25 protein-coding genes and 1 tRNA gene are annotated in these 26,002 nt (G+C 62.5%); 15 read left to right on the plus strand and 11 right to left on the minus strand.

Annotated elements, in window-relative coordinates:
• Positions 1 to 460: 460 nt before the first annotated feature.
• From ASF84_RS27940 to ASF84_RS27960, 5 genes are all read right to left on the minus strand, one after another.
• Complete coding sequence (locus tag ASF84_RS27940; protein WP_056842147.1) at positions 461 to 760, minus strand: cupin domain-containing protein; 300 nt, start codon at positions 758 to 760, stop codon at positions 461 to 463.
• Between the two features lie 338 nt (positions 761 to 1,098).
• Positions 1,099 to 1,174 (minus strand) — tRNA-Phe (locus tag ASF84_RS27945).
• Positions 1,175 to 1,275: 101 nt separating this feature from the next.
• A complete protein-coding gene (locus ASF84_RS27950; protein WP_056842148.1) occupies positions 1,276 to 1,548 on the minus strand; it encodes an oxidative damage protection protein in 273 nt (90 codons plus the stop codon).
• A complete protein-coding gene (gene mutY, locus ASF84_RS27955) occupies positions 1,545 to 2,612 on the minus strand; it encodes an A/G-specific adenine glycosylase (protein ID WP_056842203.1) in 1,068 nt (355 codons plus the stop codon). The genes ASF84_RS27950 and mutY overlap by 4 nt, the downstream gene beginning before the upstream one ends.
• A 14-nt stretch (positions 2,613 to 2,626) precedes the next feature.
• Complete coding sequence (locus ASF84_RS27960) at positions 2,627 to 4,858, minus strand: AsmA family protein (RefSeq protein WP_056842149.1); 2,232 nt, start codon at positions 4,856 to 4,858, stop codon at positions 2,627 to 2,629.
• A 424-nt stretch (positions 4,859 to 5,282) separates the two neighbouring features.
• On the opposite strand from ASF84_RS27960, the gene ASF84_RS27965 reads away from it, so the two are divergent.
• Positions 5,283 to 6,944 carry an OFA family MFS transporter gene (locus tag ASF84_RS27965; RefSeq protein WP_056842150.1) on the plus strand — a complete coding sequence of 554 codons (1,662 nt, stop codon included), beginning with the start codon at positions 5,283 to 5,285 and terminating at the stop codon, positions 6,942 to 6,944.
• Between the two features lie 156 nt (positions 6,945 to 7,100).
• Here ASF84_RS27965 and ASF84_RS27970 read toward each other — a convergent pair whose 3' ends face one another.
• Entirely contained in the window at positions 7,101 to 8,462 is a 1,362-nt protein-coding gene (locus ASF84_RS27970; RefSeq protein ID WP_056842151.1) for an amino acid permease, read from the minus strand.
• A gap of 191 nt (positions 8,463 to 8,653) precedes the next feature.
• Here ASF84_RS27970 and ASF84_RS27975 point away from each other — a divergent pair, with 191 nt between their 5' ends.
• The 9 genes from ASF84_RS27975 to ASF84_RS28015 all read left to right on the plus strand — a co-directional run bounded on the left by ASF84_RS27975 (position 8,654) and on the right by ASF84_RS28015 (position 15,708).
• A complete protein-coding gene (locus ASF84_RS27975; RefSeq protein ID WP_236709490.1) occupies positions 8,654 to 9,145 on the plus strand; it encodes an Lrp/AsnC family transcriptional regulator in 492 nt (163 codons plus the stop codon).
• A gap of 192 nt (positions 9,146 to 9,337) precedes the next feature.
• Complete coding sequence (locus tag ASF84_RS27980; RefSeq protein WP_056842153.1) at positions 9,338 to 9,961, plus strand: YitT family protein; 624 nt, start codon at positions 9,338 to 9,340, stop codon at positions 9,959 to 9,961.
• 27 nt (positions 9,962 to 9,988) lie between these two features.
• Positions 9,989 to 11,185: an amino acid aminotransferase gene (locus tag ASF84_RS27985; RefSeq protein WP_056842154.1), complete on the plus strand. Its 1,197-nt coding sequence runs from the start codon at positions 9,989 to 9,991 to the stop codon at positions 11,183 to 11,185.
• 318 nt (positions 11,186 to 11,503) lie between these two features.
• Positions 11,504 to 12,097 (plus strand): imidazoleglycerol-phosphate dehydratase HisB, encoded by a 594-nt coding sequence (gene hisB / locus ASF84_RS27990; protein WP_056842155.1) that lies wholly within the window; start codon positions 11,504 to 11,506, stop codon positions 12,095 to 12,097.
• On the plus strand, positions 12,097 to 12,735 hold the full coding sequence (gene hisH / locus ASF84_RS27995) for an imidazole glycerol phosphate synthase subunit HisH (RefSeq protein WP_056842156.1): 639 nt from the start codon (positions 12,097 to 12,099) through the stop codon (positions 12,733 to 12,735). The genes hisB and hisH overlap by 1 nt, the downstream gene beginning before the upstream one ends.
• Positions 12,736 to 12,740: 5 nt before the next feature.
• Positions 12,741 to 13,001: a DUF2164 domain-containing protein gene (locus tag ASF84_RS28000; RefSeq protein ID WP_056842157.1), complete on the plus strand. Its 261-nt coding sequence runs from the start codon at positions 12,741 to 12,743 to the stop codon at positions 12,999 to 13,001.
• A 93-nt stretch (positions 13,002 to 13,094) separates the two neighbouring features.
• A complete protein-coding gene (gene hisA / locus ASF84_RS28005) occupies positions 13,095 to 13,832 on the plus strand; it encodes a 1-(5-phosphoribosyl)-5-[(5-phosphoribosylamino)methylideneamino]imidazole-4-carboxamide isomerase (protein WP_056842158.1) in 738 nt (245 codons plus the stop codon).
• A 249-nt stretch (positions 13,833 to 14,081) separates the two neighbouring features.
• On the plus strand, positions 14,082 to 14,852 hold the full coding sequence (hisF, locus tag ASF84_RS28010; RefSeq protein WP_056842159.1) for an imidazole glycerol phosphate synthase subunit HisF: 771 nt from the start codon (positions 14,082 to 14,084) through the stop codon (positions 14,850 to 14,852).
• A gap of 97 nt (positions 14,853 to 14,949) precedes the next feature.
• On the plus strand, positions 14,950 to 15,708 hold the full coding sequence (locus ASF84_RS28015; RefSeq protein WP_056842160.1) for a substrate-binding periplasmic protein: 759 nt from the start codon (positions 14,950 to 14,952) through the stop codon (positions 15,706 to 15,708).
• Positions 15,709 to 15,901: 193 nt separating this feature from the next.
• On the opposite strand, the gene ASF84_RS28020 is transcribed toward ASF84_RS28015, so the two are convergent.
• The 4 genes from ASF84_RS28020 to gpmI form a co-directional block, all read right to left on the minus strand.
• On the minus strand, positions 15,902 to 16,681 hold the full coding sequence (locus tag ASF84_RS28020) for a divergent polysaccharide deacetylase family protein (RefSeq protein ID WP_109513889.1): 780 nt from the start codon (positions 16,679 to 16,681) through the stop codon (positions 15,902 to 15,904).
• The gene (locus ASF84_RS28025; protein WP_056842161.1) at positions 16,681 to 18,000 is read right to left on the minus strand and encodes a S41 family peptidase; all 1,320 of its coding nucleotides are present in this window, start codon (positions 17,998 to 18,000) and stop codon (positions 16,681 to 16,683) included. The genes ASF84_RS28020 and ASF84_RS28025 overlap by 1 nt, the downstream gene beginning before the upstream one ends.
• Before the next feature lie 31 nt (positions 18,001 to 18,031).
• Complete coding sequence (locus ASF84_RS28030) at positions 18,032 to 19,381, minus strand: murein hydrolase activator EnvC family protein (RefSeq protein ID WP_056842162.1); 1,350 nt, start codon at positions 19,379 to 19,381, stop codon at positions 18,032 to 18,034.
• A gap of 255 nt (positions 19,382 to 19,636) precedes the next feature.
• A complete protein-coding gene (gpmI, locus tag ASF84_RS28035; protein ID WP_056842163.1) occupies positions 19,637 to 21,169 on the minus strand; it encodes a 2,3-bisphosphoglycerate-independent phosphoglycerate mutase in 1,533 nt (510 codons plus the stop codon).
• 193 nt (positions 21,170 to 21,362) lie between these two features.
• Between gpmI and ASF84_RS28040 the strand changes: the two genes are divergently transcribed.
• The 3 genes from ASF84_RS28040 to secB are packed head-to-tail and all read left to right on the plus strand — an operon-like array spanning position 21,363 to position 22,561.
• The gene (locus ASF84_RS28040) at positions 21,363 to 21,776 is read left to right on the plus strand and encodes a rhodanese-like domain-containing protein (RefSeq protein ID WP_056842164.1); all 414 of its coding nucleotides are present in this window, start codon (positions 21,363 to 21,365) and stop codon (positions 21,774 to 21,776) included.
• Between the two features lies 1 nt (position 21,777).
• Positions 21,778 to 22,032, plus strand: coding sequence for a glutaredoxin 3 (gene grxC, locus ASF84_RS28045; RefSeq protein WP_056842165.1), 255 nt, complete (start codon positions 21,778 to 21,780; stop codon positions 22,030 to 22,032).
• A gap of 43 nt (positions 22,033 to 22,075) precedes the next feature.
• A complete protein-coding gene (gene secB, locus ASF84_RS28050; protein WP_056842166.1) occupies positions 22,076 to 22,561 on the plus strand; it encodes a protein-export chaperone SecB in 486 nt (161 codons plus the stop codon).
• Positions 22,562 to 22,633: 72 nt separating this feature from the next.
• Here the strand turns inward: secB and trmL are convergent, their stop codons facing one another.
• On the minus strand, positions 22,634 to 23,089 hold the full coding sequence (trmL, locus tag ASF84_RS28055; RefSeq protein WP_056842167.1) for a tRNA (uridine(34)/cytosine(34)/5-carboxymethylaminomethyluridine(34)-2'-O)-methyltransferase TrmL: 456 nt from the start codon (positions 23,087 to 23,089) through the stop codon (positions 22,634 to 22,636).
• Here trmL and ASF84_RS28060 point away from each other — a divergent pair.
• Both ASF84_RS28060 and ASF84_RS28065 read left to right on the plus strand, forming a co-directional pair.
• Complete coding sequence (locus ASF84_RS28060) at positions 23,088 to 23,528, plus strand: hypothetical protein (protein ID WP_056842168.1); 441 nt, start codon at positions 23,088 to 23,090, stop codon at positions 23,526 to 23,528. The two genes, trmL and ASF84_RS28060, sit on opposite strands and share 2 nt — an antisense overlap.
• A gap of 1,049 nt (positions 23,529 to 24,577) precedes the next feature.
• Positions 24,578 to 25,930: an OprD family porin gene (locus tag ASF84_RS28065; protein WP_056842169.1), complete on the plus strand. Its 1,353-nt coding sequence runs from the start codon at positions 24,578 to 24,580 to the stop codon at positions 25,928 to 25,930.
• The last annotated feature ends 72 nt before the right edge of the window (positions 25,931 to 26,002 follow it).

The raw sequence follows: 26,002 nt of genomic DNA on the forward strand, positions 1-26,002 counted from the left end.
AGGAGGGTGAGGCGATCCCGTTGTGTCAGGGGGTGATCTGGCTACGCCGGGGCGGTATGGGCCAGGCGTGGGTTCAGGGTGCGGCTTATGGATGCGATTTGCTTGAGAAAGAACAGCATTGAGATTGCTCCTTGGGTAGTGGAGCTGCCACGGTTCGCCGTCAAACGAATGAGGGTGGCAGCTGTGCGCAGGTTGACGGACCGGTACCCAAGGACTCCGGCAGACCAAAAGGTCTCCCACGCACGGCCGCCATAAACATGCGGGCATAAAAAAACGCCAACAATCGATATGGTAGCGCTTGTGCGCCTCAGGTAGTTCGGGCCGTCAAACCCGGTCACTGGATTTACAGCGACAGTCGAACGATAGCTGCGAGAGGACATGTGTGCAACCGGAAGCGCGCTGATACAGCGCTTTCGTACAGCACGCATCGGACCGCCGTAGGAGCGGCTGGATGACGCTGTCATTGTGCGTCGACCAGAAACAGCGTCCCGTAGCTTCCCTTGAGCACTCTGTGCTGTTTTCCGGCGGGGACGACATGAAAATCCCCTGCGCGCATGACTATCACTTCTCCTTCGACTTCAAGGCTCATTTGCCCGTCGATGAGTAGAAGCGCCTCATCAAATTCATTGTGGGTTTCATAGGGAATGCCATTCGCATCCATTCGGATAACTTTAAGATTGGCGCCTCCGGTCGTGCCAAGAATGCGCGATCGCCATGCGTCTGGCAGCAAAGCCGCTTCCTCGACCAGATTCCTTGCCATATTTCCTGCTTATTGTTTATGAGGTGGCTTATAAGTTCGGCCTGAGTCTATACGGCCAGAACAGGCAGCTTAGAGGAAGCGCCTGAAGTCTGCATAAGATCCATAAGGCATAACCATAGGCGGACACGTGTGCCTGGGGAGTGGTCGGGTCGCGCCGCCGGGTCTCACTGAATGTGCAGCGACAGGCAAGCCATAGCGGCGAGCGGTGGTCCGGCATCCCGGCAAGCGCGCTCCAGCGGTCCGGAGCGGCTGGATAAAAATTCCAGGCAACAAAAAACCCGCACTGGGCGGGTTTTCTGTTTGTTCAGATGCTGCATGCACCATCTGAATCTTAATGATGGTGCCCAGAGACGGAATCGAACCGCCGACACGGGGATTTTCAATCCCCTGCTCTACCGACTGAGCTATCTGGGCAACGGGGCGCATTAAACGTCTTTTTCGGCAGGTCGTCAAACTTTTTTTTGAAAAAAATCTGAATCTTTACCGCAGCTTACGTCCGGCACCCCGAAAACCCTTTATTTCTCGGGGGCGACGTAGCCTTCGGCCTGGGCGTATTCCTCGCCGGAGAAGTACTTGTCCATCTCGGCCTGGAGGAATTTGCGGTCCTCGGCGTTCATCATGTTCAGGCGGCGTTCGTTGATCAGCAGGGTCTGGTGCTTCTGCCAGTCGGCCCAGGCTTTCTGCGAAACGTGGTGGTAGATGTCTTCGCCCTTGGCGCCGGGGTAGGGCGGGCGCTCCAGGGCGGGGAGTTCTTCTTTGTACTTGCGGCACATAACGGTACGGGTCATGACAACTCTCCTGCGTTCAATACGTCGGCTGCGTGTTTGAGCAGCTTCTTCACCGGGGCGGCAAGGCCCAGGCGCGGTGGGGTGGCGAGGTTATACCAAAGCCAGTCGGCCTCGGCCACGCAGGCGGCCTGGGGCTGCACCCGGACCAGCCAGGGCTCGATGCTGAGCTGGAAGTGGCTGAAGGTGTGCAGCACGCCCGGCAGCGCCTGGTGGCTGCCCAGCGCCAGCGCGTGCTGGTCGGCCAGGTGTTGCAGGTCGTCGAAGGCGTCCAGCTCCGGCAGGCTCCACAGGCCGCCCCACAATCCGGTGGACGGGCGGCGGTACAGCAGAATCTCGCCCTGGGCGTTGGCCAGCAGTGGCATCAGCGTGCGTTTCTGCGGAATGGTCTTGCGCGGCTTGGGGATCGGGTAGCGCGTCTCCAGGCCCAGCAAGTGCGCTTCACAGCTGCGCTCCAGCGGGCACAGCAGGCAGCTGGGCTTGCTGCGGGTGCACAGGGTGGCGCCCAGGTCCATCATCGCCTGGGTGTAGTGGTTGGCCCGTGCATGGGGGGTGAAGTGCTCGGCCACAGCCCACAGCTGGCGCGCCACGGCCGGCTCGCCGGGGTAGCCTTCCTGGGCCACGTAGCGGGCCAGCACGCGCTTGACGTTGCCGTCCAGGATCGGCGCCCGGATGCCCATGCTGATGCTGGCGATGGCGCCGGCGGTGGACAGGCCGATGCCGGGCAGTTCGGTCAGTTGCTCGACACTGCGCGGAAATTCCCCGCCGTGCTCGGCCATGACGATCTTCGCGGTCTTTTGCAGGTTGCGGGCGCGGGTGTAGTAGCCCAGGCCCGTCCACAAGTGCAGCACTTCGTCTTCGGGGGCTTCGGCCAGCGCCTGCACGTCGGGCAGGGCGGTCATGAAGCGGTCGAAATAGTTGAGCACTGTGCTGACCTGGGTCTGCTGCAGCATGATTTCCGAGACCCAGACCCGGTATGGGTTGATGTCTTGCTGCCAGGGCAGGTCGTGACGGCCATGCACGTCGAACCAATCCAGCACCGCCTGGGAAAACTGCTCAGGCGGCAGTGCGTGTACGGCATTCATCGATTGAACAGCCCTTTGAGTGCGTCTTTGAGTTCCGGGCTGACCTTGTCGCCCAGTTTTTCGTCGATCTTTTCACCGAGCTTGTCGCGGGCTTCGTCGCCCAGCAGCTTGGCGGCGATCTGCGTCAGGCCTTCTTTTTCGACGCGACAGGCCTTGGCGCCCAGTTCCAGCGGGCCACGGCAGCGCATCGGCCACTCCAGGCCCACGTAGCGTTCGTTGACCTGGCAGGCCGGGTCCGGCATCTCGCCCTTGTCGCCTTCGATGACGATGCCCACGCGGTAGTCCATGCCCAGCACGCGCAGGTCGACATCGCCGCGACCGTTGACCGTCAGGCCGGGAATGCGCGCCTTGAGGTCCGGGTTGCTGGCCACGCCGTTGCGGATCGCCAGGCTGCCGGTCAGTTGCTGGAAGGGGGTGTCCTTGCCGCGCGGCTCGCCGGTTAGCGGCTTGCGGTTGAGAAAGGCAATGCCCTGGCACAGTTGCTGTTCCAGGTTGGCGTTGACCAGCACGCCGTTGGCCAGAGAGAAGGTGGCCGTACCGTCGAGGCTGTCGATCAGGGCTTTCTGGCTGTTGCCCTGGCCGGCCAGGTCGGCGGTCAGGGTCAATTGGCCACGCACCGGCGGGGTCTGGCCCTGGCTTTCCAGCACGCGCTCGACCGGCACCTTGATCACGCGGGTCTGCACGCTCAGTGCCGGGGTGTCCTGGCGGGCGTCGAGGTTGCCCTGGGTTTCGAAGTGGCCGTTGTAGAGGTCGCCGCTCAGGCTGTCGAGGCGGATCACGCCATTGGCGGCCTGGGTCTTGAGCAGGGCGTTGTTGATCGGCAACTGGTTGATGGTCAGCTTGCCGAAGCTCAGGTCGGCTTGCACGTCCAGCTTGCGCAGGCGCTCCAGCGGCAGCAGTTTGTCGCTGCTCCAGGCGGCTTTGCTCGGCTGCTCGGGCAGTGGCGTGGTGCCGGCCCCGGCCACGGCGGCGGCTTCGCTGCCTTGCACTTCGGCCTGGCGCGCGGCCTTGGTGCCTTTGGTGGTTTCGCTTTCGGCCGGGCGATAACGATCGGCGTTGAAGGTGTCGGCCTTCAGTTGCAGGCGCAGGGCCTGGCGGGCGAAGTCGTCGACGGCGATGCGCCCGGTGAAGGTGCTGTCGTCGAGCTTGAGGTTGAGCTCATCGAGCACCAGGCTGTTGGGCGTGCCGCTCAGGCGGGTGGCCATCTCGATCTTGCCCAGGGCGCCTTCGCCCATGGCCGGCAGCGGCTGGCCGATACCGTCGAGGAAGGTGCGCAGGTCGAACTGGGCGATCGAAAGGCCGCCGCTGATCTGCGCGGTCTTGTCCAGGTCACGGGCGCGCAGTTCACCCAGGGCACGCAGCTGGTTGACCGACACCTTCAGGCTGTTCCATTCGGCGATGTTGGCGGTCAGGTCGGCCAGCAGTTGGCCCTGGGCCACGAAGGTGACGCTCTTGCCTTGCAGCGGTTCGCCGGCCAGTTCGCCGGACAGGCGCATGTCTTCGAACTGGTAGCGCTTGAGTACCCGGTCCAGGCGCAGGTTGCCGACCAGTTCGGTGCGGGCGCGCACCACTGGCTGGTTAGTGTTGAGAAAGGCGGTGAGCTTGAGGGCGATGTCGGCGCCTTCGCGCACCGGGCCGGTGCTCAGCTGGATGCTCTCGGCGGTGTAGGTCTTGCCGGTGGTCTCGTCGCTGTACTGCACCCGGGCGTTGTTCACCGTCAGGCTGTCAATGTCCAGCTTGAGCGGGCGCGAGGGTTTTTCCGGCTCGGTCGGCGCAGGTGCCGTGCCGTCAGCGGGCCGGGCGGGGGCTTGTGCGGTGCCGTTGGCCGGCTTGCCGATGTCTTCCCAGTTGCCGTGGCCGCTCTTGTCGCGCAGCAGGATCAGGTTCAGGCCTTCGACGCGGACATCGCTCATCTGCACTTCACGGCGCAGCAGCGGCAAGACGCGCACCGACAGGCCGAGCATGGTCAGGTCGGCGAATGGCTGGTCCGGCGCGGCCAGGGTCGCGACCTGGGCGTCATGCAGTTCCAGGCCCAGCCAGGGAAACAGACTCCAGCCGATATCGCCGTTGAGGGTCAGTTCGATATTGGCCTTGTCGCGGGCCAACTGGCGGATTTCGTCTTTGTAGTCGTTGGGATCAAACAGATGGGTCAAGGCAAAGCCGAGAGCCACGATGATCAGCAACAACCCGAGGACGAACAGCCCCAGAATTTTGCCGAACGCTTTCATGGGCGGGGTCCTTGTGGTCGATCAGTTGAAAGTAACGGGTGAGTATACCGATCTCACCGTGCTGGCGGGCGTGGTGGCCTTGCGGCCGTGCACGCGCCGACGAGCGCGGCCAGGGCGCAGCGATAACCTCTGGCCTGTTACTGCCTTGTTAGTGGACTAAGCGCATGACCATTCGCCAACTAAGGTTTATTGATCTTGTCTATTAAGCGATAGATGAAGTGTATTGATTGTCTATGAAAAATATGTAACAAGGCAATGTAATGGCGTCGGCAAGTGTTAATCTTGCGCACCGCCGAGTCAGGTGCGGCTTTTTGCCACATCGTTGTAAGCCCTTGAATAACAAGTAAAGTTTCCACCACAGGGAAGAACTAAGGGTTTTTCGGCGTCATCTCCTGCGAGCATTCCTTACATTGGGGTCATTACAATGAGTACAAGCACAGCGTCGGGCGCCAACAGCGCTCCACCTGCGTTCTTGTCCAAAGAGCGCATCATTGCCAAGCCCGGCTTCAATCGTTGGCTGGTTCCACCGGCCGCCCTGGCCATTCACTTGTGCATCGGCATGGCCTATGGCTTTTCGGTGTTCTGGCTGCCGCTGTCCAAGGCCATCGGCATCTCCTCACCGGTCGCCTGTTCGCCCGACATGGGCTTTTTCGCCCAGATGTTTGCCTCGACCTGCGACTGGCAGATTTCGATGCTGGGCTGGATCTACACCCTGTTCTTCATCTTCCTGGGCTGCTCGGCGGCCATCTGGGGTGGCTGGCTGGAGCATGCCGGCCCGCGCAAGGCCGGTGTTGTCTCGGCGCTGTGCTGGTGCGGTGGCCTGCTGATCTCCGCGTTGGGCATCCATACCCACCAGATCTGGCTGATGTGGCTGGGCTCCGGCGTAATCGGCGGTATCGGCCTGGGCCTGGGTTATATCTCGCCGGTGTCGACCCTGATCAAATGGTTTCCGGACAAGCGCGGCATGGCCACCGGCATGGCGATCATGGGCTTTGGCGGCGGTGCGATGGTCGGTGCGCCACTGGCCACCGCACTGATGAACCACTTCGCCACGGCCGAAAGCGTCGGCGTATGGCAGAGCTTCGCGGTGATGGCGGCGATCTACTTCGTGTTCATGATGGGCGGCGCCCTGGGCTACCGCGTGCCGCCGACCGGCTGGAAGCCGGAAGGCTGGACCGCGCCGGCCAAGAAAGCCGGCAACCAGATGATCACTGACCGCCATGTGCACGTCAGCGTGGCCTGGAAAACCCCGCAGTTCCGCCTGGTGTGGCTGGTGCTGTGCCTGAACGTGTCGGCCGGTATCGGCATCCTCGGCATGGCCTCGCCACTGCTGCAGGAAGTGTTCGCCGGCAAGCTGCTGGGCAACGGCCTGACGTTCAGCGAGCTGAACGCCGACCAGCTCAAGGCCATCGCGGCCATTGCCGCCGGCTTTACCGGCCTGTTGAGCCTGTTCAACATCGGCGGGCGGTTCTTCTGGGCGTCGTGCTCGGACTACATCGGGCGCAAGGCCACGTACTTTGTGTTCTTTGCCCTGGGCTTTGTGCTCTACGCTTCGGTGCCGACCCTGAGCCACATCGGCAGCATTGCCCTGTTCGTGGCGGCGTTCTGCGTGGTGCTGTCGATGTACGGCGGCGGTTTTGCCACCGTGCCAGCCTACCTGGCCGACCTGTTCGGCACCCAGATGGTCGGTGCGATCCATGGTCGCCTGCTGACTGCCTGGGCTGCCGCTGGCGTGCTGGGCCCGGTGCTGGTCAACTATTTGCGCGAATACCAGCTCAGCCACGGCGTGGCGCGGGCCGATGCCTATGACATCACCCTGTACATCCTGGCGGGCCTGCTGGTGCTGGGCTTTATCTGCAACCTGCTGATCCGCCCGGTGGCCGACAAGTACTTCATGACCGACGCGGAGCTGGCCGCCGAGCGCGCCATCAGCCACGACAAGAGCACCGGTACCACTGCCGTGCTGGAGTGGAAAGCCGCACCGGGCAGCGCGCCGCTGGTGATTGCCGCCTGGCTGGCAGTGGGTATCCCGCTGGCGTGGGGTGTGTGGGTGACCTTGCAGAAGACGGCGGTGTTGTTCAACTGAGCCAGCCCCTGCATCACCGTAGGAGCGACCATCGGTCGCGAAAGGGCCGGCATGAACAAAGCGTTGATGCCGGCCTGTCGACAGTCTTCGCGACCGCTGGTCGCTCCTGCGTTCGTATGGCGGTCCCTATGGGATCGCGGTACAGCCCCATGAAAATCAGAGAATCCTGTCGATATTGATCTTGATCCGGTAAGCCACGGTCAGTGCCGCCAGCCAGATCGGCATGGCGATCACCGAGCTGCTGATGCCCGGCGTCAGGTACATGATCACCAGGATCCCCAGCAGAAAGGCCAGGCAGAGGTAGTTGGTCAGCGGGTAGCCCCAGCTCGGAAAACGCGTCACCTGGCCGTCCCGGCGCTTGATGGCGCGGAATTTCAGGTGGGTGAGGGTGATCAGCACCCAGTTGATCACCAGCGAGGCCACCACCAGCGCCATCAGCAGCTTGAAGGCTTCACCTGGCATCAGGTAGTTGACCAGCACGCACAGGCCGGTGGCCGTGGCCGAGACCAGCAGGGCGTTGATCGGCACGCCGCGGGCGTTGACCTTGAGCATGGCCCTGGGCGCGTTGCCCTGGGCGGCCAGGCCGAACATCATGCGGCTGTTGCTGTACACGCAGCTGTTGTAGACCGACAGCGCGGCGGTCAGCACCACGACGTTGAGCAGGGTGGCGACGATGTTGCTGTCCAGGTCATGGAAGATCAGCACGAACGGGCTGCCGCCGCTGACCACGTTCTGCCACGGGTACAGGCTCAGCAGCACGGCCAGGGCGCCCACGTAGAAGATCAGGATGCGGTAGATCACCTGGTTGGTGGCCTTGGGGATGCTGCGCTCGGGGTCCTGGGCCTCGGCGGCGGTGATGCCGATCAGCTCCAGGCCGCCGAACGAGAACATGATGAAGGCCATGGCCATCAGCAGGCCCTTGATGCCGTTCGGGAAGAAGCCGCCATGCTGCCAGAGGTTGGCCACCGAGGCTTGCGGGCCGCCGGTGCCGCTGGCCAGCAACCAGCTACCGAAGGCGATCATGCTGATGATCGCCAGCACCTTGATGATCGAGAACCAGAACTCCATCTCGCCGAAGATCTTCACGCTGGTCAGGTTGATCAGGTTGATGATCACGAAGAACACCGCCGCCGACACCCAGGTCGGTACGTCCGGCCACCAGTACTGCACGTACAGGCCCACGGCGGTCAGTTCGGCCATGCCCACCAGCACGTACAGCACCCAGTAGTTCCAGCCGGACATGAAGCCGGCCTGTGGGCCCCAGTAGCGGTTGGCGAAGTGGCTGAAGGTGCCGGCCACCGGCTCCTCGACCGCCATTTCGCCCAGTTGGCGCATGATGAAAAAGGCGATCAGGCCGGCCACCGCATAGCCCAGGATCACCGAAGGACCGGCCATCATGACGGTGTGCGCGACGCCCAGAAACAGACCGGTGCCGATGGCGCCGCCCAGGGCGATCAACTGGATGTGCCTGTTCTTCAAGCCGCGCTTGAGCGGTTCAGGCTTTGCAAGTTGGGTCATTGGAGTCCCCGTAGGTAAAAGACGGATCGGCCCGGTAATCAAGGTCCGGGCTCTTTGATGAAGTGGATATAGCAAGGCAGGTGCCCGTTTTCAGGGGCGTGATTCTGCACGTTGCGCCGGCTCACGGATAGATCAATTAAGCTGATAGGCTTCGCGGCCTGGATCCCTATCAAGCGTGGGCGAACGTCTCAATGAAAATGAATGAAATCGACGACTTCGATCTGAAAATCCTGACGCTGTTGCAAGCCAATGGCCGGCTGACCAACCAGGAACTCAGTGACCTGGTCGGGCTGTCAGCCTCGCAATGTTCACGGCGGCGCATTGGCCTTGAGCACAATCACCTGATTCTCGGCTACCACGCCCGTATCGCGCCCCAGGCCATGGGCCGCGAGGTGCTGGCGATGATCGAGGTGCGCCTGATCAGCCATCGCACCGAGCACCGCGAGCGCTTCCAGTCGCTGGTGGCGACCCTGCATTCGATCATCGACGCCTACAAGACCACCGGTGATGCCGACTACACGCTCAAGGTGGCAGTGGCCAACCTGGACAGCCTGAACCGCTTGATGGAGCTGATCACTGCCAGCGACAGCGTGGCGCATATCAAGACGGCGGTGGTGCTGGAGCGCTTGAAAGAAAACAGCGTTGTGATCGTCGCTGAAGAGGCACCTGCTGCACTGTCTTGAGGCATAAGGCGGATTTGTGTACGTAAATAATGCATCTATATTCATCTTGTCGTTTATTTCGCGCATATATAAACATCTATTCGCGAGCAATGATCTTATTGAGTAATATCGACGCTCATTGTGTGAGTGTCGTGCGACTCAGGGATCGAAGACGCAAACGCCCACGGTTTTCGATCCCCTCCGAGCAGCACCATGACTTCGACCGTTACCTGCGATAAACGCCTGGCCACCCGGCACTCGACCCAGGAAGACATCTTTGCAGTGGTCATTGCCACGGCGATGATTTCCTTTGCTGTCCTGCTGCTGCGCCAGGCCGGCGTCATGACCGGCGGCACCGCCGGCATCGCGCTGTTTCTGCATTACAGCTACGCCGTGCCGTTTGGTGCGGCATTCTTTGCGCTCAACCTGCCGTTCTATTACCTGGCGCTGCGGCGCATGGGCGCGGCCTTCACGCTCAAGACCTTTTGCGCGGTAGGGTTGGTGGCGTTCTTCTCCGATTTCCATCCCCGTTTCATCCATATCGACCAGTTGCAGCCGCTGTATGCCGCCCTGGTGGGCAACGCGCTGCTGGGCGTGGGATTCCTGATGCTGTTCCGCCACAAGGCCAGTCTGGGTGGTGTTAACATCCTGGCCTTGTATATTCAGGACCGGTACGGCTTCAAGGCCGGCTGGTCGCAGATGGTGGTCGACCTGTGCGTGCTGGTCGCCTCGCTGAGCTTTATCAGCGCGCCGGTGCTGGCGTTCTCGGTGCTGGGTGCGGTATTGCTGAACTTCATCATTGCGCAAAACCACAGGGCCGACCGTTACTCGGCCTGATTCATCCAACTTCAGGAGTTTGTCCGCATGCTTGCCCACGTGGAGTCGTACGCCGGTGACCCGATCCTTTCGCTGATGGAAACCTTTGGCAAGGATCCGCGCACCGACAAGGTCAATCTGAGCATTGGTCTTTACTATGACGCCCAGGGCCGCATCCCGCGCCTGGACACCGCCGTGCAGGCCCAGCATGAGCTGGAGGCCGGCGAGCAGGGCGCCTGCGTGTACCTGCCGATGGAAGGCCTGGCGCCGTATCGCCTGGCGGTGCAAAACCTGCTGTTCGGCGCCGGGCACCCTTTGCTTGAAGCGCGCCGCGTGGCAACCATCCAGACCGTGGGCGGTTCCGGCGCACTGAAAGTGGGGGCGGACTTTCTCAAGTACGCCTTCCCGGACTCGCAGGTCTGGGTCAGTGACCCCACCTGGGAAAACCACATCGCGCTGTTCAGCGGCGCGGGCTTCAAGGTCAACACCTACCCGTACTTCGACAAGCGCACCGGTGGTGTGGACGTCGAGGCCATGCTCGCCACCCTGCAGGGCCTGCCGGCACGCAGCATCGTGCTGCTGCACCCGTGCTGCCACAACCCGACCGGTGCCGACCTGAGCACCCAGGAATGGGACCGGGTCATCGAGGTGGTCAAGCGCAACGAGCTGATCGCCTTCATGGACATCGCCTACCAGGGCTTTGGCTACGGCATGGAGCAGGACGCCTACGCGATTCGTGCCATGGCCGAGGCTGGCGTCACCACGCTGGTCAGCAACTCGTTCTCGAAAATCTTCTCGCTGTACGGCGAGCGCGTCGGCGGCCTGTCGATCGTGTGTGAAGACGCCGAACTGGCCGAGCGCGTGTTGGGCCAGCTCAAGGCCACGGTACGCCGCAACTACTCCAGCCCACCGGTGCACGGTGCGCAGATCGTGGCCCGGGTGCTCAATACGCCGGTGCTGCGCGAACAGTGGCTGGCTGAAGTCGAAGCCATGCGCACGCGCATCATCGAAATGCGCCAGCGCCTGGTGACGGTGCTGGCCGAGAAGGTGCCGCAGCACGATTTCAGCTTCATCACCCGCCAGCACGGCATGTTCAGCTACACCGGCCTGACCGCCGAGCAGGTCGAGGAACTCAAGGACACGCACGGCGTGTACCTGATCCGCAGCGGCCGCATGTGCCTGGCAGGCCTGAACGACAGCAACGTCGACCGCGTCGCCGACGCCATTGCCAGCCTGTTCAAGTAAGCGCTGCCCTGCGGGAGGCGTGCTCCCTCCGTAGGAGCGACCAACGGTCGCGAATGCAGGCCTTCAGGCGCTGAAGGGGCTGGATGTGCCGGCCCTTTCGCGACCGTTGGTCGCTCCCGCAAGATGTATGGCGGCGTGCTGAATACGGGTTCGGCCCACCCTCCGGCCCTCCCGCTAAGGTCATTGATCTTCTGTAAATCCCTCCGCTCGGCGGGCCGGTCGCCATCAAATCGCCTTCCTGTCGTCTCTTGGCTTCATGCCGGGCGCTTCTGGGCCTATAATGGCCGCCTTTTTCGCTACTGATTTGCGGAGCTGGTGATGGCCGAACGTAAGGCATCCGTCGAGCGCAATACTCTGGAAACCCAGATCAAGGTCTCGATCAACCTGGATGGCACCGGAAAGGCCCGATTCGATATCGGTGTTCCCTTCCTTGAGCACATGCTTGACCAGATCGCCCGGCACGGGCTGATCGACCTGGACATCGAGTGCAAGGGCGACCTGGCCATCGACGACCACCACACCGTGGAGGACGTCGGGATCACGCTGGGCCAGGCTTTCAGCCAGGCCATCGGCGACAAGAAAGGCATCCGTCGCTACGGCCATTCCTATGTGCCACTCGATGAAGCCCTGTCGCGCGTGGTCATCGACTTCTCGGGCCGTCCGGGCCTGCAGATGCATGTGCCGTACACCCGTGCGGTGGTCGGTCGTTTCGACGTCGACCTGTTCCAGGAATTCTTCCAGGGCTTCGTCAACCACGCCTTGGTCAGCCTGCACATCGACAACCTGCGCGGCACCAACACGCACCACCAGATCGAGACCGTCTTCAAGGCGTTCGGTCGCGCGCTGCGCATGGCCGTCGAGCTCGACGAGCGCATGGCCGGGCAGATGCCGTCGACCAAGGGTGTGCTCTGATGCAGACAGTAGCCGTCATCGACTACGGCATGGGCAACCTGCACTCGGTCGCCAAGGCACTTGAGCACGTCGGCGCCGGCAAGGTGATCATCACCAGCGACGCCAAGGTGATTCGCGAAGCCGACCGCGTGGTGTTCCCCGGTGTCGGCGCGATCCGCGACTGCATGGCCGAGATCCGCCGCCTGGGCTTTGACACGCTGGTGCACGAGGTGAGCAAGGACCGTCCGTTCCTGGGCATCTGCGTCGGCATGCAGGCCTTGCTCGAGCGCAGCGAAGAAAACGACGGTGTCGACTGCATCGACCTGTTCCCCGGCCAGGTGAAGTTCTTCGGCAAGGACCTGCATGAAGACGGCGAGCACCTCAAGGTGCCGCACATGGGCTGGAACCAGGTCACCCAGGCCGTCGACCACCCGCTGTGGCACGACATCCCGGACCAGGCGCGCTTCTACTTCGTGCACAGCTACTACATTGCCGCCGGCAACCCGCGCCAGGTCGTGGGTCGCGGGCACTATGGCGTCGACTTCGCCGCTGCGCTGGCCGAAGGTTCGCGCTTTGCCGTGCAGTTCCACCCCGAGAAAAGCCATACCCACGGCCTGCAACTGTTGCAGAACTTCGTGGCCTGGGACGGGCGCTGGTAAGCCGCATGAGCCGAGCCAAGTCCCGCGCGCCCACCCTGAAGCTGACCCCCGAACAGGAGCAGGACGCGATCCACACGCTCAAGCGCCTGTTCGCCGAGCGTTTCGAACTGGAGCTGGGCTCGTTCGAGGTGGCCGAGGTGCTGGAACTGTTCGGCCGCGAGATCGCACCGCATTACTACAATCGAGCCCTGTTCGATGCCCAGCAGTTGCTCAAGGAACGCTTCGAAATGATCGAAAGCGACCTGTGGGCGCTGGAAAAAGATTAAGAGAGCGCACGACGACCCGTAGGAGCGGCTTGGGCCGCGAGCGGTGGCGTCTGTTTCGCGGCTCAAGCCGCTCCTACGAATCAAGGAAAAACAATGCTGATCATTCCTGCAATCGACCTCAAAGACGGTGCGTGCGTGCGCTTGCGCCAGGGCCGCATGGAAGACTCCACGGTGTTTTCCGATGACCCGGTCAGCATGGCCGCCAAGTGGGTCGAGGGTGGCTGCCGCCGCCTGCACCTGGTCGACCTGAACGGCGCCTTTGAAGGCCAGCCGGTCAACGGTGAGGTGGTCACGGCCATTGCCAGGCGCTATCCGCACCTGCCGATCCAGATCGGCGGCGGCATTCGTTCGCTGGAAACCATCGAGCACTACGTCAAGGCCGGTGTCAGCTACGTCATCATCGGCACCAAGGCGGTCAAGGAACCCGAGTTCGTGGCCGAGGCCTGCCGGGCGTTTCCGGGCAAGGTGATTGTCGGCCTGGACGCCAAGGACGGTTTCGTCGCCACCGACGGCTGGGCCGAGATCAGCACAGTGCAGGTCATCGACCTGGCCAAGCGTTTCGAGGCCGATGGTGTCTCGGCGATCGTCTACACCGACATCGCCAAGGACGGCATGATGCAGGGTTGCAACGTGCCGTTCACCGCCGCGCTGGCGCAGGCCACGCGCATTCCGGTGATCGCCTCCGGTGGCATCCATAACCTGGGTGACATCAAGACCCTGCTGGACGCCAGGGCGCCAGGCATCATCGGCGCGATCACCGGCCGTGCGATCTACGAAGGCACCCTGGACGTCGCCGAGGCCCAGGCCTTTTGCGATAACTACACGCGCTAACAACGCTCGCTAACAGGTAGGAGCGCGCTTGCCCGCGACCGAGTGCGTAGCGCTCGCAAAAGTCTCGGAAACGCCACAATTTTACGACTGCTAACGCAGCCGGTCGCGGTGGTCCGGCATACCGGCAAGCGCGCTCCCACAACCGGAGGCTGCGTTAGCAGTCGTAAATTTTCAGCGGCCACACAAATTTTGCGAGCGCTGCGCACTCGGTCGCGGGCAAGCGCGCTCCTACAACCGGAGATTGACCCCATGGCTTTGGCCAAACGCATCATCCCTTGCCTGGACGTCGACAACGGCCGTGTGGTCAAGGGCGTCAAGTTCGAGAACATCCGCGATGCCGGCGACCCGGTGGAAATCGCCCGGCGCTATAACGAGCAGGGCGCGGACGAAATCACCTTCCTGGACATCACCGCCAGCGTCGATGGCCGCGACACCACGCTGCACACCGTCGAGCGCATGGCCAGCCAGGTGTTCATCCCGCTGACCGTGGGCGGTGGCGTGCGCACCGTGCAGGACATCCGCAACCTGCTCAATGCCGGCGCCGACAAGGTGTCGATCAACACCGCCGCGGTGTTCACGCCCGAGTTCGTTGGCGAGGCTGCCTCGCGTTTCGGCTCGCAGTGCATCGTGGTGGCCATCGACGCCAAGAAGGTCTCCGGCCCCGGTGAACCTCCGCGCTGGGAGATCTTCACCCACGGCGGTCGCAAGCCGACCGGGCTGGATGCCGTGGAGTGGGCGAAAAAGATGGAAGGCCTGGGCGCCGGTGAAATCCTGCTGACCAGCATGGACCAGGACGGCATGAAGAACGGCTTCGACCTGGGCGTGACCCGCGCCATCAGCGATGCGCTGGGCATTCCGGTGATCGCCTCGGGCGGCGTCGGCAACCTGGAACACCTGGCGGCCGGTGTGCTCGAAGGCCATGCCAGCGCCGTGCTGGCGGCCAGCATCTTCCACTTCGGCGAATACACCGTGCCCGAAGCCAAGGCCTACATGGCCCAGCGTGGCATCGTGGTGCGCTGAGCCGACTGGCTGCCGGGGCGGGCAAACGTTCGTCCCGGTAGACAGGGTCGTGGCTTCGCGGCACTCTGCATCGATCGTCATGTTCGAGTCCCGGAATATGCTCAAGGGTCTTTTGCTTGTCCTGCTGGGTCTGGTTCCTTTGCTCAGCGCCGTGGCGCGCGGCGGTGAGGGAGGCGTGCGCAAGATCGTCCTGCTGACCGAGAACTACCCGCCGTACAACATGGCGATCGACGGTCGCAACTTCGCCCAGGGCAGTAACCTCGATGGCATCTCGGTGCAGATCATGCGCGAGACGTTCAAGCGCGCCGGGGTCGAGTACAACCTGACGCTGCGCTTTCCGTGGGAGCGGGTCTACAAGCTGGCTCTGGAAAATCCGGGCTACGCGGTGTTCTCCACGGTGCGCACGCCCGAGCGCGAGCCGTTGTTCAAGTGGGTCGGGCCGATTGCTCCGGTGCAATGGGTGCTGCTGGCGCGGGCCGACAGCCCGATCGTGGCGCTTACCGACCTTGAGCAGGCCAAGAGCTACCGCGTAGGCGCCTACAAGGGCGACGCGGTGGCCGAGCACTTGCTGCGCCAGGGCTTTGATCCGGTGCTGATGCTGCGCGACCAGGACAATCCGCGCCGGCTGGTCAACGGTCAGCTCGACCTGTGGGCGACCGCCGACCCGGTCGGCCGCTGGCTGGCGCGCCAGGACGGCATCACCGGACTCAAGACCGTGCTGCGCTTCAACAAGGCCGAGCTGTACCTGGCGCTGAACAAGGACACCCCGCAACCCTTGGTGGACCGCTTGCAAAAAGCCCTGGACCAGATGCGCGCCGAAGGCCTGATCGAACAGATCATGGACAAGTACTTGTAGGGCGCGCGATACCGATCAATCCGGACTGACACGCGGTGGTGGGAGGGGGCTCTGCCGGAATGCCGGACCCCCTTGATTGAGCGTGAAGCGCTCGCAGAAATCCATGACGCGCTGCAAATTTACGACTGCTGGCGCAGCCGGTCGCCGCTGAAGCCGCTCCTAGGAGGTGGCTGCGTGACCGCGACAGGCTGTGTCAGCGGTACACGCCGTCCTTGCCGTGCCCGGCCATGGCCTTGTTGCCGCGCAGGCTGATCATGTGGCTCAGCTCGATCCATTCCACGCCCTGGGCCTTGAGCCTGGGCAACTCGCGTTCCAGCACCTCCAGGGTGACCGGATAGGGGTGGCCGATGACCACGGCACTGCCTTGTTCACGCGCCAGGCGGATGGCCGTGTGCAGTTGCCGGGTGATGGCCTCGGCGGTGCGCTCATCATCGAGAAATACATCCCGCGACAGGCTGGCCAGTCCGATCTTCTGTGCCTCGGCGGCAGCCACGGTACGGGCGCTGGTACGGCTGTCGACGAAAAACAGATGGCGACGCTGCAGCTCGGCCATCAGCCAGGCCATCGCGCCTGTCTCGGCGGTCATGCGACTGCCCATGTGGTTATTGACGCCGGCAGCGAACGGCACCTTGAGCAGCGCGGCGTCCAGGCGGCCTTGCAGCTCGGTGGTCGGCAGACCGGGGTGCCAGGCGTAGGGGCCGGTGGCCGGATCCATCGGCATGTGCAGGATCACCGTCTTGCCGGCCTTGTGCGCCTGCCGGGCAAACTCGGTGGCGTGCGGGGTGTCAGGCATGATTGCCAGGGTCACCGGCCCCGGCAGGGCCAGCGTGCGGCTGTCCCTGGCCGGGTTCTGCCCCAGGTCGTCGATGATCACGCTCAGGTAGGCGCGCGCCGGTGGCTGGCCGGCGGCGCTGAACGTCAGGCTGGCCAGCAGCAATGCCAGCGCCAGCCGCAGTCGAGGGAAACCGCGCATCAGTTGCCGCGGGTGATACTCAGGCCCTTGAGCAGGCTGAGGGCCTGATTGAGCTGGTAATCCTCATCCTGCGGCCGTGCCTTGCCAGGGGTGCTCTTGACCGTCGGCTTGTCGGCGCCGCCGTTGCCATTGCCCAGGTGACCGAGCAGGTCGGCTTCGCGGTAATTCTCGCCATCGGCCTCGCTGGTGAGCTTGGCGCGACGCACCACGATGTCCGGGTTGATGCCCTGCGCCTGGATCGAGCGGCCGTTGGGCGTGTAGTACAGCGCGGTGGTGATCTTCAGGGCGCGGTCGTTGTTCAGTGGCAATACGGTCTGCACCGAGCCTTTGCCGAACGTGTCGGTGCCCATGAGGATGCCGCGCTTCTGGTCTTGCAGGGCGCCGGCGACGATTTCCGAGGCCGAGGCGCTGCCGCCGTTGATCAGCACGGCCAGGGGCACGCCCTCGCTGGCGTCGGCCGGGTCGGCATAGAAGCGCAGCTCGGAGTTGGCGATGCGGCCCTTGGTGTAGACGATCATGCCCTTGGTCAGGAAGTGGTCGGCCACGGCCACCGCCGCCTGCAATACGCCGCCCGGGTTGTTGCGCAGGTCAAGGATGACACCGCTGAGCTTCTTGTTGCCGTTGTCCTTGCGCAGCTTGGCCAGCGCCTTGCCGACCTCGTCGCCGGTCTTGACCTGGAACTGGGTGATGCGGATATAGCCATAGCCGCTTTCAAGCAGCTGTGCCTTGACGCTCTTGACCTGGATGATGGCCCGCGCCAGGGTCACATCGAACGGAGTGCCGCCGTCGCGCACCAGGGTCAGGGTGATTTTCTCCCCGATCTTGCCGCGCATCTTGTCGACCGCTTCCTGCATGGTCTGGCCCTGGGTCGGCGCGCCGTTGATCTTGACGATCAGGTCACCGGCCTCGATGCCGGCCTTGGACGCCGGGGTGTCGTCGATGGGCGAGACCACCTTGACGAAACCGTCCTCGACGCCCACTTCGATGCCCAGGCCGCCGAATTCACCGCTGGTGCTTTCCTGCAGTTCCTGGAAGTCTTCCGGGCCCAGGTAGGCCGAGTGCGGGTCAAGGTTGCTGAGCATGCCCTTGATGGCATTCTCCAGCAGGGTCTTGTCGTCGACCGGCTCGACATAGGCGGCCTTGACCCGGTCCAGCACTTCGGCAAAGGTGCGCAGCTCGTCCAGTGGCAATGGCGCCTTGGCATTGGCGGGGGCGACTGCCGGGGCTGGCGCGATTTTCTCGGCGGCCAGGGCCAGCGGTGCGCCGACCACAAGGGCAACCGCCAGGGCCAGCGAGGTAAGGCGGGACAGATGCTGCATGCTGACAAGCTCCTGAAGAAGGTGGTGCCGCTTACCCTTGAGTGCGGCACCATTGGGCCGGGTCGCTGGGGCGACCCTGCTGACGTATGGCGAAATACAGCGCTGCTGCTTCCTGGCCGCCACTGTTGCCGGCCGTGGCAATGGGTTCACCGGCCTTGACGATGTCGCCGGCCTCCTTGAGCAGGCTCTGGTTGTGCCCGTACAGGGTCAGGTAACCGTTGCCATGATCGAGAATGACCAGAAGTCCGGAGCCGCGCAACCAGTCGGCGAACACCACCCGACCGCCATGCACGGCCCGCACCTGGCTGCCGGCAGAGGCACTGATCATCACCCCGTCCCAGCGTGAGCGCTCATCGTCGCCGCGAGCTTCGCCAAAGCGTGCCAGCAGTCGACCATTGATGGGCCACGGAAGTTTACCCCGGGCCTCTGCAAACGCGCCGCCATAGGTGGCACCGCTGTTGGATACGGCAGGGCCGAGGGGTTGGACCGGACGCGGCGGGACGGGTTCAGCGTCGCTTCGGCTGTTGCGTTCTTCGCGTTCGTTGCGCGCCAGGGCTTCGCGCTGGCGTTGCTGTTCACGTTCACGGGCGCGCTGGGCCTCGGCTTCAGCCTCACGGGCCGCGATCAGCGCTTTCTGCCGCGCCTCCTCGGCTTCACGGGCCTGGCGTGCGAGGGTTTCCTCGATGGTCTTGAGCACCGTGTTCAGCTCGGCCTGGTCCTGCTGGCGGGCCTGCAGTTTCTGATCGCCGGCCTTGTAGTCCTGATTGATCTTCGCCAGTACCTTCTGGCGCTCTTCGCGTACCTTGCCCAGTTCCTGGCCACGGCTTTCAAGGTCGCTTTTCTGCACCAGCAATTGCGCCTGCTGCAGGTCAATGTCCTTCTCGACCCCGGCCAGCTGGTGCAGGGTTTCGTTGAACCGCTGCAACTGCAGCAGGCGGGCCTTGCTCAGGTAATCGTAGTAGGCGAGGGTGCGGGCGAATTTTTCCGGATGCTGCTGGTTGAGCAGCAGCTTGATGTATTCCTGGCGCCCACCCTGGTAGGCGGCGCGGGCCTGGATGGCGATCAGGCGTTGCTGCTCGACCTTTGATTCACCCAGTTTTTTCTTTTCATGGTCGAGCCTCTGGAGCTCGACTTCGGTCTTTTTTAGTTCGTGTTGCAGGACCTCGACCTGCTTTTCCAGCTTGCCCATTTCGGTTTCGGTGGCACGCAGGTCCTTCTGGACACCGCTCTTTTCGGCCTGCAGCTTGTTGAGCACCTTTTGCAGCTCAGCAACGTCCTGACGGGCGGCGTCTATCTGTTTTTGGGTCTGGGCCCGTTCATCCTCGGCAAACGCCGGGTTGAGCAGGCAGACCAGAACAAGGGCGATCAAGGCGCGAAACATGGGGATAAGCAATACCGGGCAAGGTGAAAAAAGCGACGGGCCTAGTATGCCCGTCATATCAAGCAAAACAAATGTTCAGCGTCGCCTGACGCAGTAGGAGCGCGCTCTGCCCGCGACCGGCTGCGTTAGCAGTCGTAAATTTTCAGCGTTTCCGAGATCTTGCGAGCGCTACGCACTCGGTCGCGGGCAAGCGCGCTCCTACAAGGCGTGAATTTGATAGCCAATAAATCAGTAAGTTACTTGTGCTTGTGACCCTTACTCAGCCACCAGAATCGAGTGCCCGCTCATTTCCTCGGGCTTTTCCATGCCCAGCAGGTGCAGCAGGGTCGGGGCCACGTCGGCCAGCACGCCACCTTCACGCACTTTCAGCGGCTTGTTGCCGAAATAGACGAACGGCACCGGTTCCGAGGTGTGAGCGGTGTGGGCCTGCCCGGTGTGGTCGTCGGTCATCTGCTCGACGTTACCGTGGTCGGCAGTGATCAGCGCTTCGCCGCCGACCTTCTCCAGTGCAGCGGTAATGCGGCCCAGGCATTCGTCCAGGCATTCCACGGCCTTGACCGCCGCCGCCATTACGCCGCTGTGGCCGACCATGTCGCCGTTGGCGTAGTTGACCACGATCACGTCATAACGCTGGTGCTCAATGGCGTCGACGATCTTGTCGGTGACTTCCGGTGCGCTCATTTCCGGCTGCAGGTCGTAGGTGGCGACCTTTGGCGACGGGATCAGGATGCGTTCTTCGCCCGGGAACGGCTCTTCACGGCCACCGGAGAAGAAGAAGGTCACGTGGGCGTATTTTTCGGTCTCGGCAATGCGCAGCTGGGTCTTGCCGTTATCGGCCAGGTACTGGCCCAGCACGTTTTTCAGGCTGCCCGGCGCAAACGCCGAAGGCGCGTTGATGCTGGCCGCATACTGGGTCAGCATCACGTAGTTGACCTTCGGCTGGCGGGCGCGCGGGAATTCATTGAAATCGTTCTCGACGAACACCCGGCTCAGTTCACGGGCGCGGTCGGCGCGGAAGTTCATGAACACCACTGCGTCACCGTCTTCGACACGAACCGACTCGCCGATGGCGGTGGGTTTGACGAATTCGTCGCTCTCGTCGCGCGCATAGGCGGCCTGCAGGCCGGCCACGGCGCTGTCGACGTGATACTCGGCCTGGCCGTCGACGATCAGGTTGTAGGCGGCTGACACACGGTCCCAGCGGTTGTCGCGGTCCATGGCGAAGAAGCGCCCGATGATCGTGGCGGTGCGGCCCTTGCCCAGACGGGCGAAGGCGGCGTCGAGCAATTCCAGTGACGATTGCGCGCTGCGCGGTGGGGTGTCGCGGCCATCGAGGAAGGCATGCAGGTAGATCTTGTCGGCGCCCCGCTTGACCGCCAGTTCGGCCATGGCCACCAGGTGGTCCTGGTGGCTGTGCACGCCGCCGTCGGACAGCAGGCCCATGATGTGCACGGCCTTGCCGGCGCCGACTGCCTTGTCGACCGCGGCGCAGATAGTCGGGTTCTCGAAGAACTCGCCGTCGCGGATGGCCTTGGTCACGCGGGTGAAATCCTGATACACCACGCGGCCTGCGCCCAGGTTCATGTGGCCGACTTCCGAGTTGCCCATCTGCCCGTCCGGCAGGCCGACGTCCATCCCGGAGCCCGAGATCAGGCCGTGGGGTTTGGTGGCGTAGAGGCGCTCCATGACTGGCATGCGGGCCGCCATGATGGCGTTGCCTTCAGGGTTCTCGCTGTGGCCGAAGCCGTCGAGAATGATCAGAACCAGTGGTTTTGCAGTGGCAGTCATGGGAACCCTCGTTTGCGGGGCACATGAGCCGGATGACGTGACCCGGTTTCATGCGGCCTGCTTGGCAAAATGGGAAGTAGCAAAAGGATAGGCATTTTAGGTGTAAGTTCCCGGCGCGTCACGCCGGGTAGACTTTGGCCGACCTTGGGTGCTGTGTATACTGGCCGGCATTTTAACGCCCTGGAAACTGGACATGGTTGCTCACCTGCTTGAATTCGTCACCCACCACTACCTGATCACGGGCGCTTTCGTGATTCTGCTGGCCTTGCTGATCGCTTACGAGATGAGCAAGGGCGCCCGTGGCGTCAGCACCGGCGAGCTGACCGCGCTGGTCAACAGCGACCAGGGCGTGGTCATCGACCTGCGCTCGACCAAGGATTTCGCCGCCGGCCACATCGTTGGCGCACTCAATTATCCACAGGACAAGATCCTGACCCGCACCGCCGACCTGCAAAAGCACAAGGACAAGACCCTGATTCTGGTCGATGCCCACGGCCAGCATGCCGGCAGCACCGCCGGTGAACTGATCAAGGCCGGCTTCAAGGCGGCCAAGCTGTCGGGCGGCATTTCCAGCTGGCGCGGCGATAACCTCCCATTGGTGAAGTGATATGACCCACGTTCTCGTTTATTCCAGTGACTATTGCCCGTATTGCATTCGTGCCAAGCAGTTGCTCGAACGCAAGAACGTCGCCTTCGAAGAAGTCCGCGTCGACGGCAAGCCTCAACTGCGCGCCGAAATGGCCCAGAAGGCCGGGCGCACGTCGGTTCCGCAGATCTGGATCGGCGCCACTCATGTGGGCGGCTGTGACGACCTGTTCGCCCTGGAGCGCGCCGGCAAGCTCGATGCAATGCTTCTAGGCTGATTCACATTCCTGTTAAGTCCCTATTATCGAGAAGGATCCGAGCATGACCGAACAAACCACCAACGGCGCCGTTGCCAACGAAGAAAACGCACCGCAGTTCAGCCTGCAGCGTATCTATGTTCGCGACCTGTCGTTCGAAGCCCCGAAAAGCCCGGCCATCTTCCGCCAGGAGTGGACCCCTTCGGTCAGCCTGGACCTGAACACCCGCCAGAAAGAACTCGAAAACGATTTCTACGAAGTCGTGCTGACCCTGTCGGTGACCGTCAACAACGGCGACGAAGTGGCCTTCATCGTTGAGGTCCAGCAGGCCGGCATCTTCCTGATCAAGGGCCTGGACCCTTCGTCGATGAGCCACACCCTGGGCGCGTTCTGCCCGAACATCCTGTTCCCATATGCGCGCGAGACCATCGACAGCCTGGTGGTGCGTGGTTCGTTCCCGGCGCTGATGCTGGCCCCGGTGAACTTCGATGCCCTGTATGCGCAAGAGCTGCAGCGTCTGCAGCAGTCCGGCGACGCGCCATCGGCCTGAGTCGATTCGCTTGCCAGAAAAAGCGCCTCGACGGGCGCTTTTTTTGTGGGTGGTCGTCAACCGGCGCGGTGCTCAGGCAAAACCCTGCTGGCGCCAGGCTTCGTAGACGGCCACGGCCACTGTGTTGGACAGGTTCAGGCTGCGGCAGCCTTCGCGCATCGGCAGGCGCAGGCGGTGCCCGGTGGCAAAGGTGTCGAGCAGCTCGCCCGGCAGGCCACGGCTTTCCGGGCCGAAGATAAAGGCATCGCCGGGCTGGAAACTGACGTCGTGGAAGGGCTGCGAGCCCTTGGTGGTGAAGGCGAACAACCGCGGGTGGCCGATCTTTTCCAGACAGCTGGGCAAGTCGGCGTGAGTTTGCAGCGTGGCATACTCGTGGTAGTCGAGCCCGGCACGGCGCAGCCGCTTGTCATCCAGCTCGAAACCCAGCGGCTCGATCAAATGCAGGGTGCAGCCACTGTTGGCGCACAGCCTGATGACATTGCCGGTATTCGGCGGAATTTCTGGTTGAAAAAGGATGACGTGAAACATGCACGGCTCCGAACAAAAGGACGGGATGCATTCTACTCCCGAAGAAGACCCCAGGCCGAAGTTCTGGCCGCGTGTGCTGGGCTCGATCGCGATTGTCGGCTTTTCCGTGGGCATGATGATCGGCCGGGTGCAGCAATCGGACCCGGCCGAACTGCAACAGATCGAAGAACTGCCCACCGGCCTGGCACTGTGGTTCGACGAAGAACCCAAGGTAGAGGGTGAGACGGTCGAAGGTGCCATCGTGTTGCGCCTGGACGCCACCGGGCAACCGTGGAACGGTCAGTTGCGCGCCGACGGCAAGGTGACTCGCTGGACGTTGCAACGCGCTGAGAAAGGATTGGTGCTGACGCTGCTGGCGGCCCGTCCACTGCACGGCGACTGGAACGCTGCCGAGGTGGACGGGCGCTGGAGGCTGGAAGTCAGCCTCCGTGAGCAATAAAAGAGGGGAATCCCCGGCCTGCCTGTACCAAGGCCCCCAAAACTGGTAGGTGCAAGAGGTATTGCAGGTGGCGTGCCAGGTTTGGATTTTTTTGTAATCGGATGGCGAAAAATCCTGCAGGGCCTTTGAAACGGGGGCTTACCCCATCTGCCTGAATCGGGCTGGCGATATAAACGCTCAGGTTCGGCCAGGCTCACTCCGGTTTCTGCACCTCGATAGCGCACGGATCCCGTGCCTGCACCCAAGGTGAGGCACTGTGCTATTTGTAGGAGCGCGCTTGCCGGAATGCCGGACCACCGCGACCGGCTGCGTTAGCAGTCGTAAAATTGCGGCGTTTCGTAGATTTTGAATGTGTTCACAACTGTAAATTTGTTGCGTTTCGCAGATTTTTGCGAGCGCTGCGCACTCGGTCGCGGTGGTCCGGCATTCCGGCAAGCGCGCTCCTACCGGGCGAACGGCGACAGGGTCATGACCTGTTTGTTCAATCACACTCCAGTCGCACCCCTGCCTTGTAAGCCTCATAAACAGGCTCAGGAGACATCCGAAAGCCGATTCACTGTTTTTCTTGCGGGTCGACAACACCGCCTGTCCTCCAGGTGGTGGCAATTGTCACAATTGCTGCTAAGCACGCTGAACGTCACGTTTTACAAGGGTTTTCCGGTGTGTGAGGGTCAGCCACCAGACCATGTAATGTAGGAAAAAAGACGTGATCCTGCAGTCCGTTATCCCTGGACTAAACTATCTGACGAACGGTCCTGAAATATTTTTTAGGCATTAGCGTTTCAGGTGGATACACTCCTTGGCGATCCGATGCATACCCGGTTTTGTATATAGCCATTGAATCTAAAGAGCGTGAAAATCGTTGCTTTTTGATTCGTGCTTTTTCCACTACCGTGCAGCGGGCCGAAGCAACGCGGTCTAGTCAATTAGTCGTGAGACGTCCGGTACACGATTGACCTCAAGGTCAACACTGGCGTTAATCGCGCGACCATGCCTTCGAGGAGTCGGAGCCATGGCCTACAAAAATTAGATTCACGAGGAGCGAAGTAATGAAAAAGTCTACCCTGGCCCTGGCCGTAGCATTCGGCGTCATGGCTCAGCAGGCCGGCGCTGCCGGTTTCATCGAAGACAGCAAGGCGTCCGTGAGTTCCCGGACCCTGTTCTTCAACAACGATTTTCGTGAAGGCACCAACCACACTCACCGCGAGACGGCCACTGGCCTGAAGTTCGACTACACCTCGGGCTACACCCAGGGTACCGTCGGCTTCGGTCTGGACGCTCAAGCCCTGGTGGGCATCCACCTGGACGGCGGCCGTGGCTACCGTTCGGCTGCCACCAACGGCGGCGTGACGCCTAGCGACACCGACGGTTCGGCTGTCAACGAGTGGAGCCGTGCCGGCGCCAATGCCAAGGCCCGTATCTCCAAGACCGAGCTGAAAATCGGTAACGCCCTGGCCCCGAACCTGCCGATTCTGGTTTCCAACGACGGTCGCCTGCTGCCTCAGGCGTTCGAAGGCGGCATTGTGACCTCCAAGGAACTGGACGGCGTGACCTTCACTGCCGGTCAGCTGACCCAGAGCATCGGTCGTGCTTCGTCCAACTGGACTGACCTGTCCGTAGGCGGCGCCTCCAAAGGCAGCGACGAATTCCGTTTCGCCGGCGCTGACTGGAAAGTAACCAAAGACCTGACCCTGCAGTACTACTTCGCCAACCTGGAAGACTTCTACAAGCAGCACTTCCTGGGCCTGGTGCATGTGTACCCGATCGCCGAGAACCAGTCGTTCAAGACCGACCTGCGTTACTTCAACAGCAGCTCCGACGGCAAGAACAGCAGCGGCACTTCCGGCTACCTGTTCAACAACAACAACGGTTATGCCAAGACCCCGGGTGAAGTCGACAACAGCACCTGGTCGGCCATGTTCACCTACTCGCTGGGTGGCCATGCGGTCATGGTCGGTCACCAGCAAGTGGGCGACGACGGCGGTTTCGTTTCGCTGAACCAGGGCTCCATCGCCGACGGCCGTGGCCGTGCAGAAGGCAACGGTGGCGGCAGCTTCTACCTGTTCACCGACTCGATGATCAACCAGTTCACCCGCGCCGGCGAGAACACCACCTTCGGTCAGTACTCGTTCGACTTCGCCAAGGCTGGCGTTCCAGGCCTGAAAGCCGCGATCGCCTACCTGCATGCCGAAGACATCAAGGGCACTGGCGCCACTGCCGGTCGCGAATTCTCCGAGTGGGAACGTGACATGCGCGTTGACTACGTCATCCAGAGCGGTCCGCTCAAGGGCTTCGGCACCACCCTGCGTCACGGCACCTACCGTGGCGACGCGGCCCTGGCCAGCTCGACCAACACCGACCAGACCCGTCTGATCTTCAACTACACCTACAACTTCATGTAAGTGTGTTGAACGGTGCATAAAAGAACCCCGCCCTGGTGCGGGGTTCTTTTTGCCCATAATTTGATATTCATT

The organism is Pseudomonas sp. Leaf127, assembly GCF_001423155.1.
GTDB classification, from domain to species: domain Bacteria; phylum Pseudomonadota; class Gammaproteobacteria; order Pseudomonadales; family Pseudomonadaceae; genus Aquipseudomonas; species Aquipseudomonas ovata.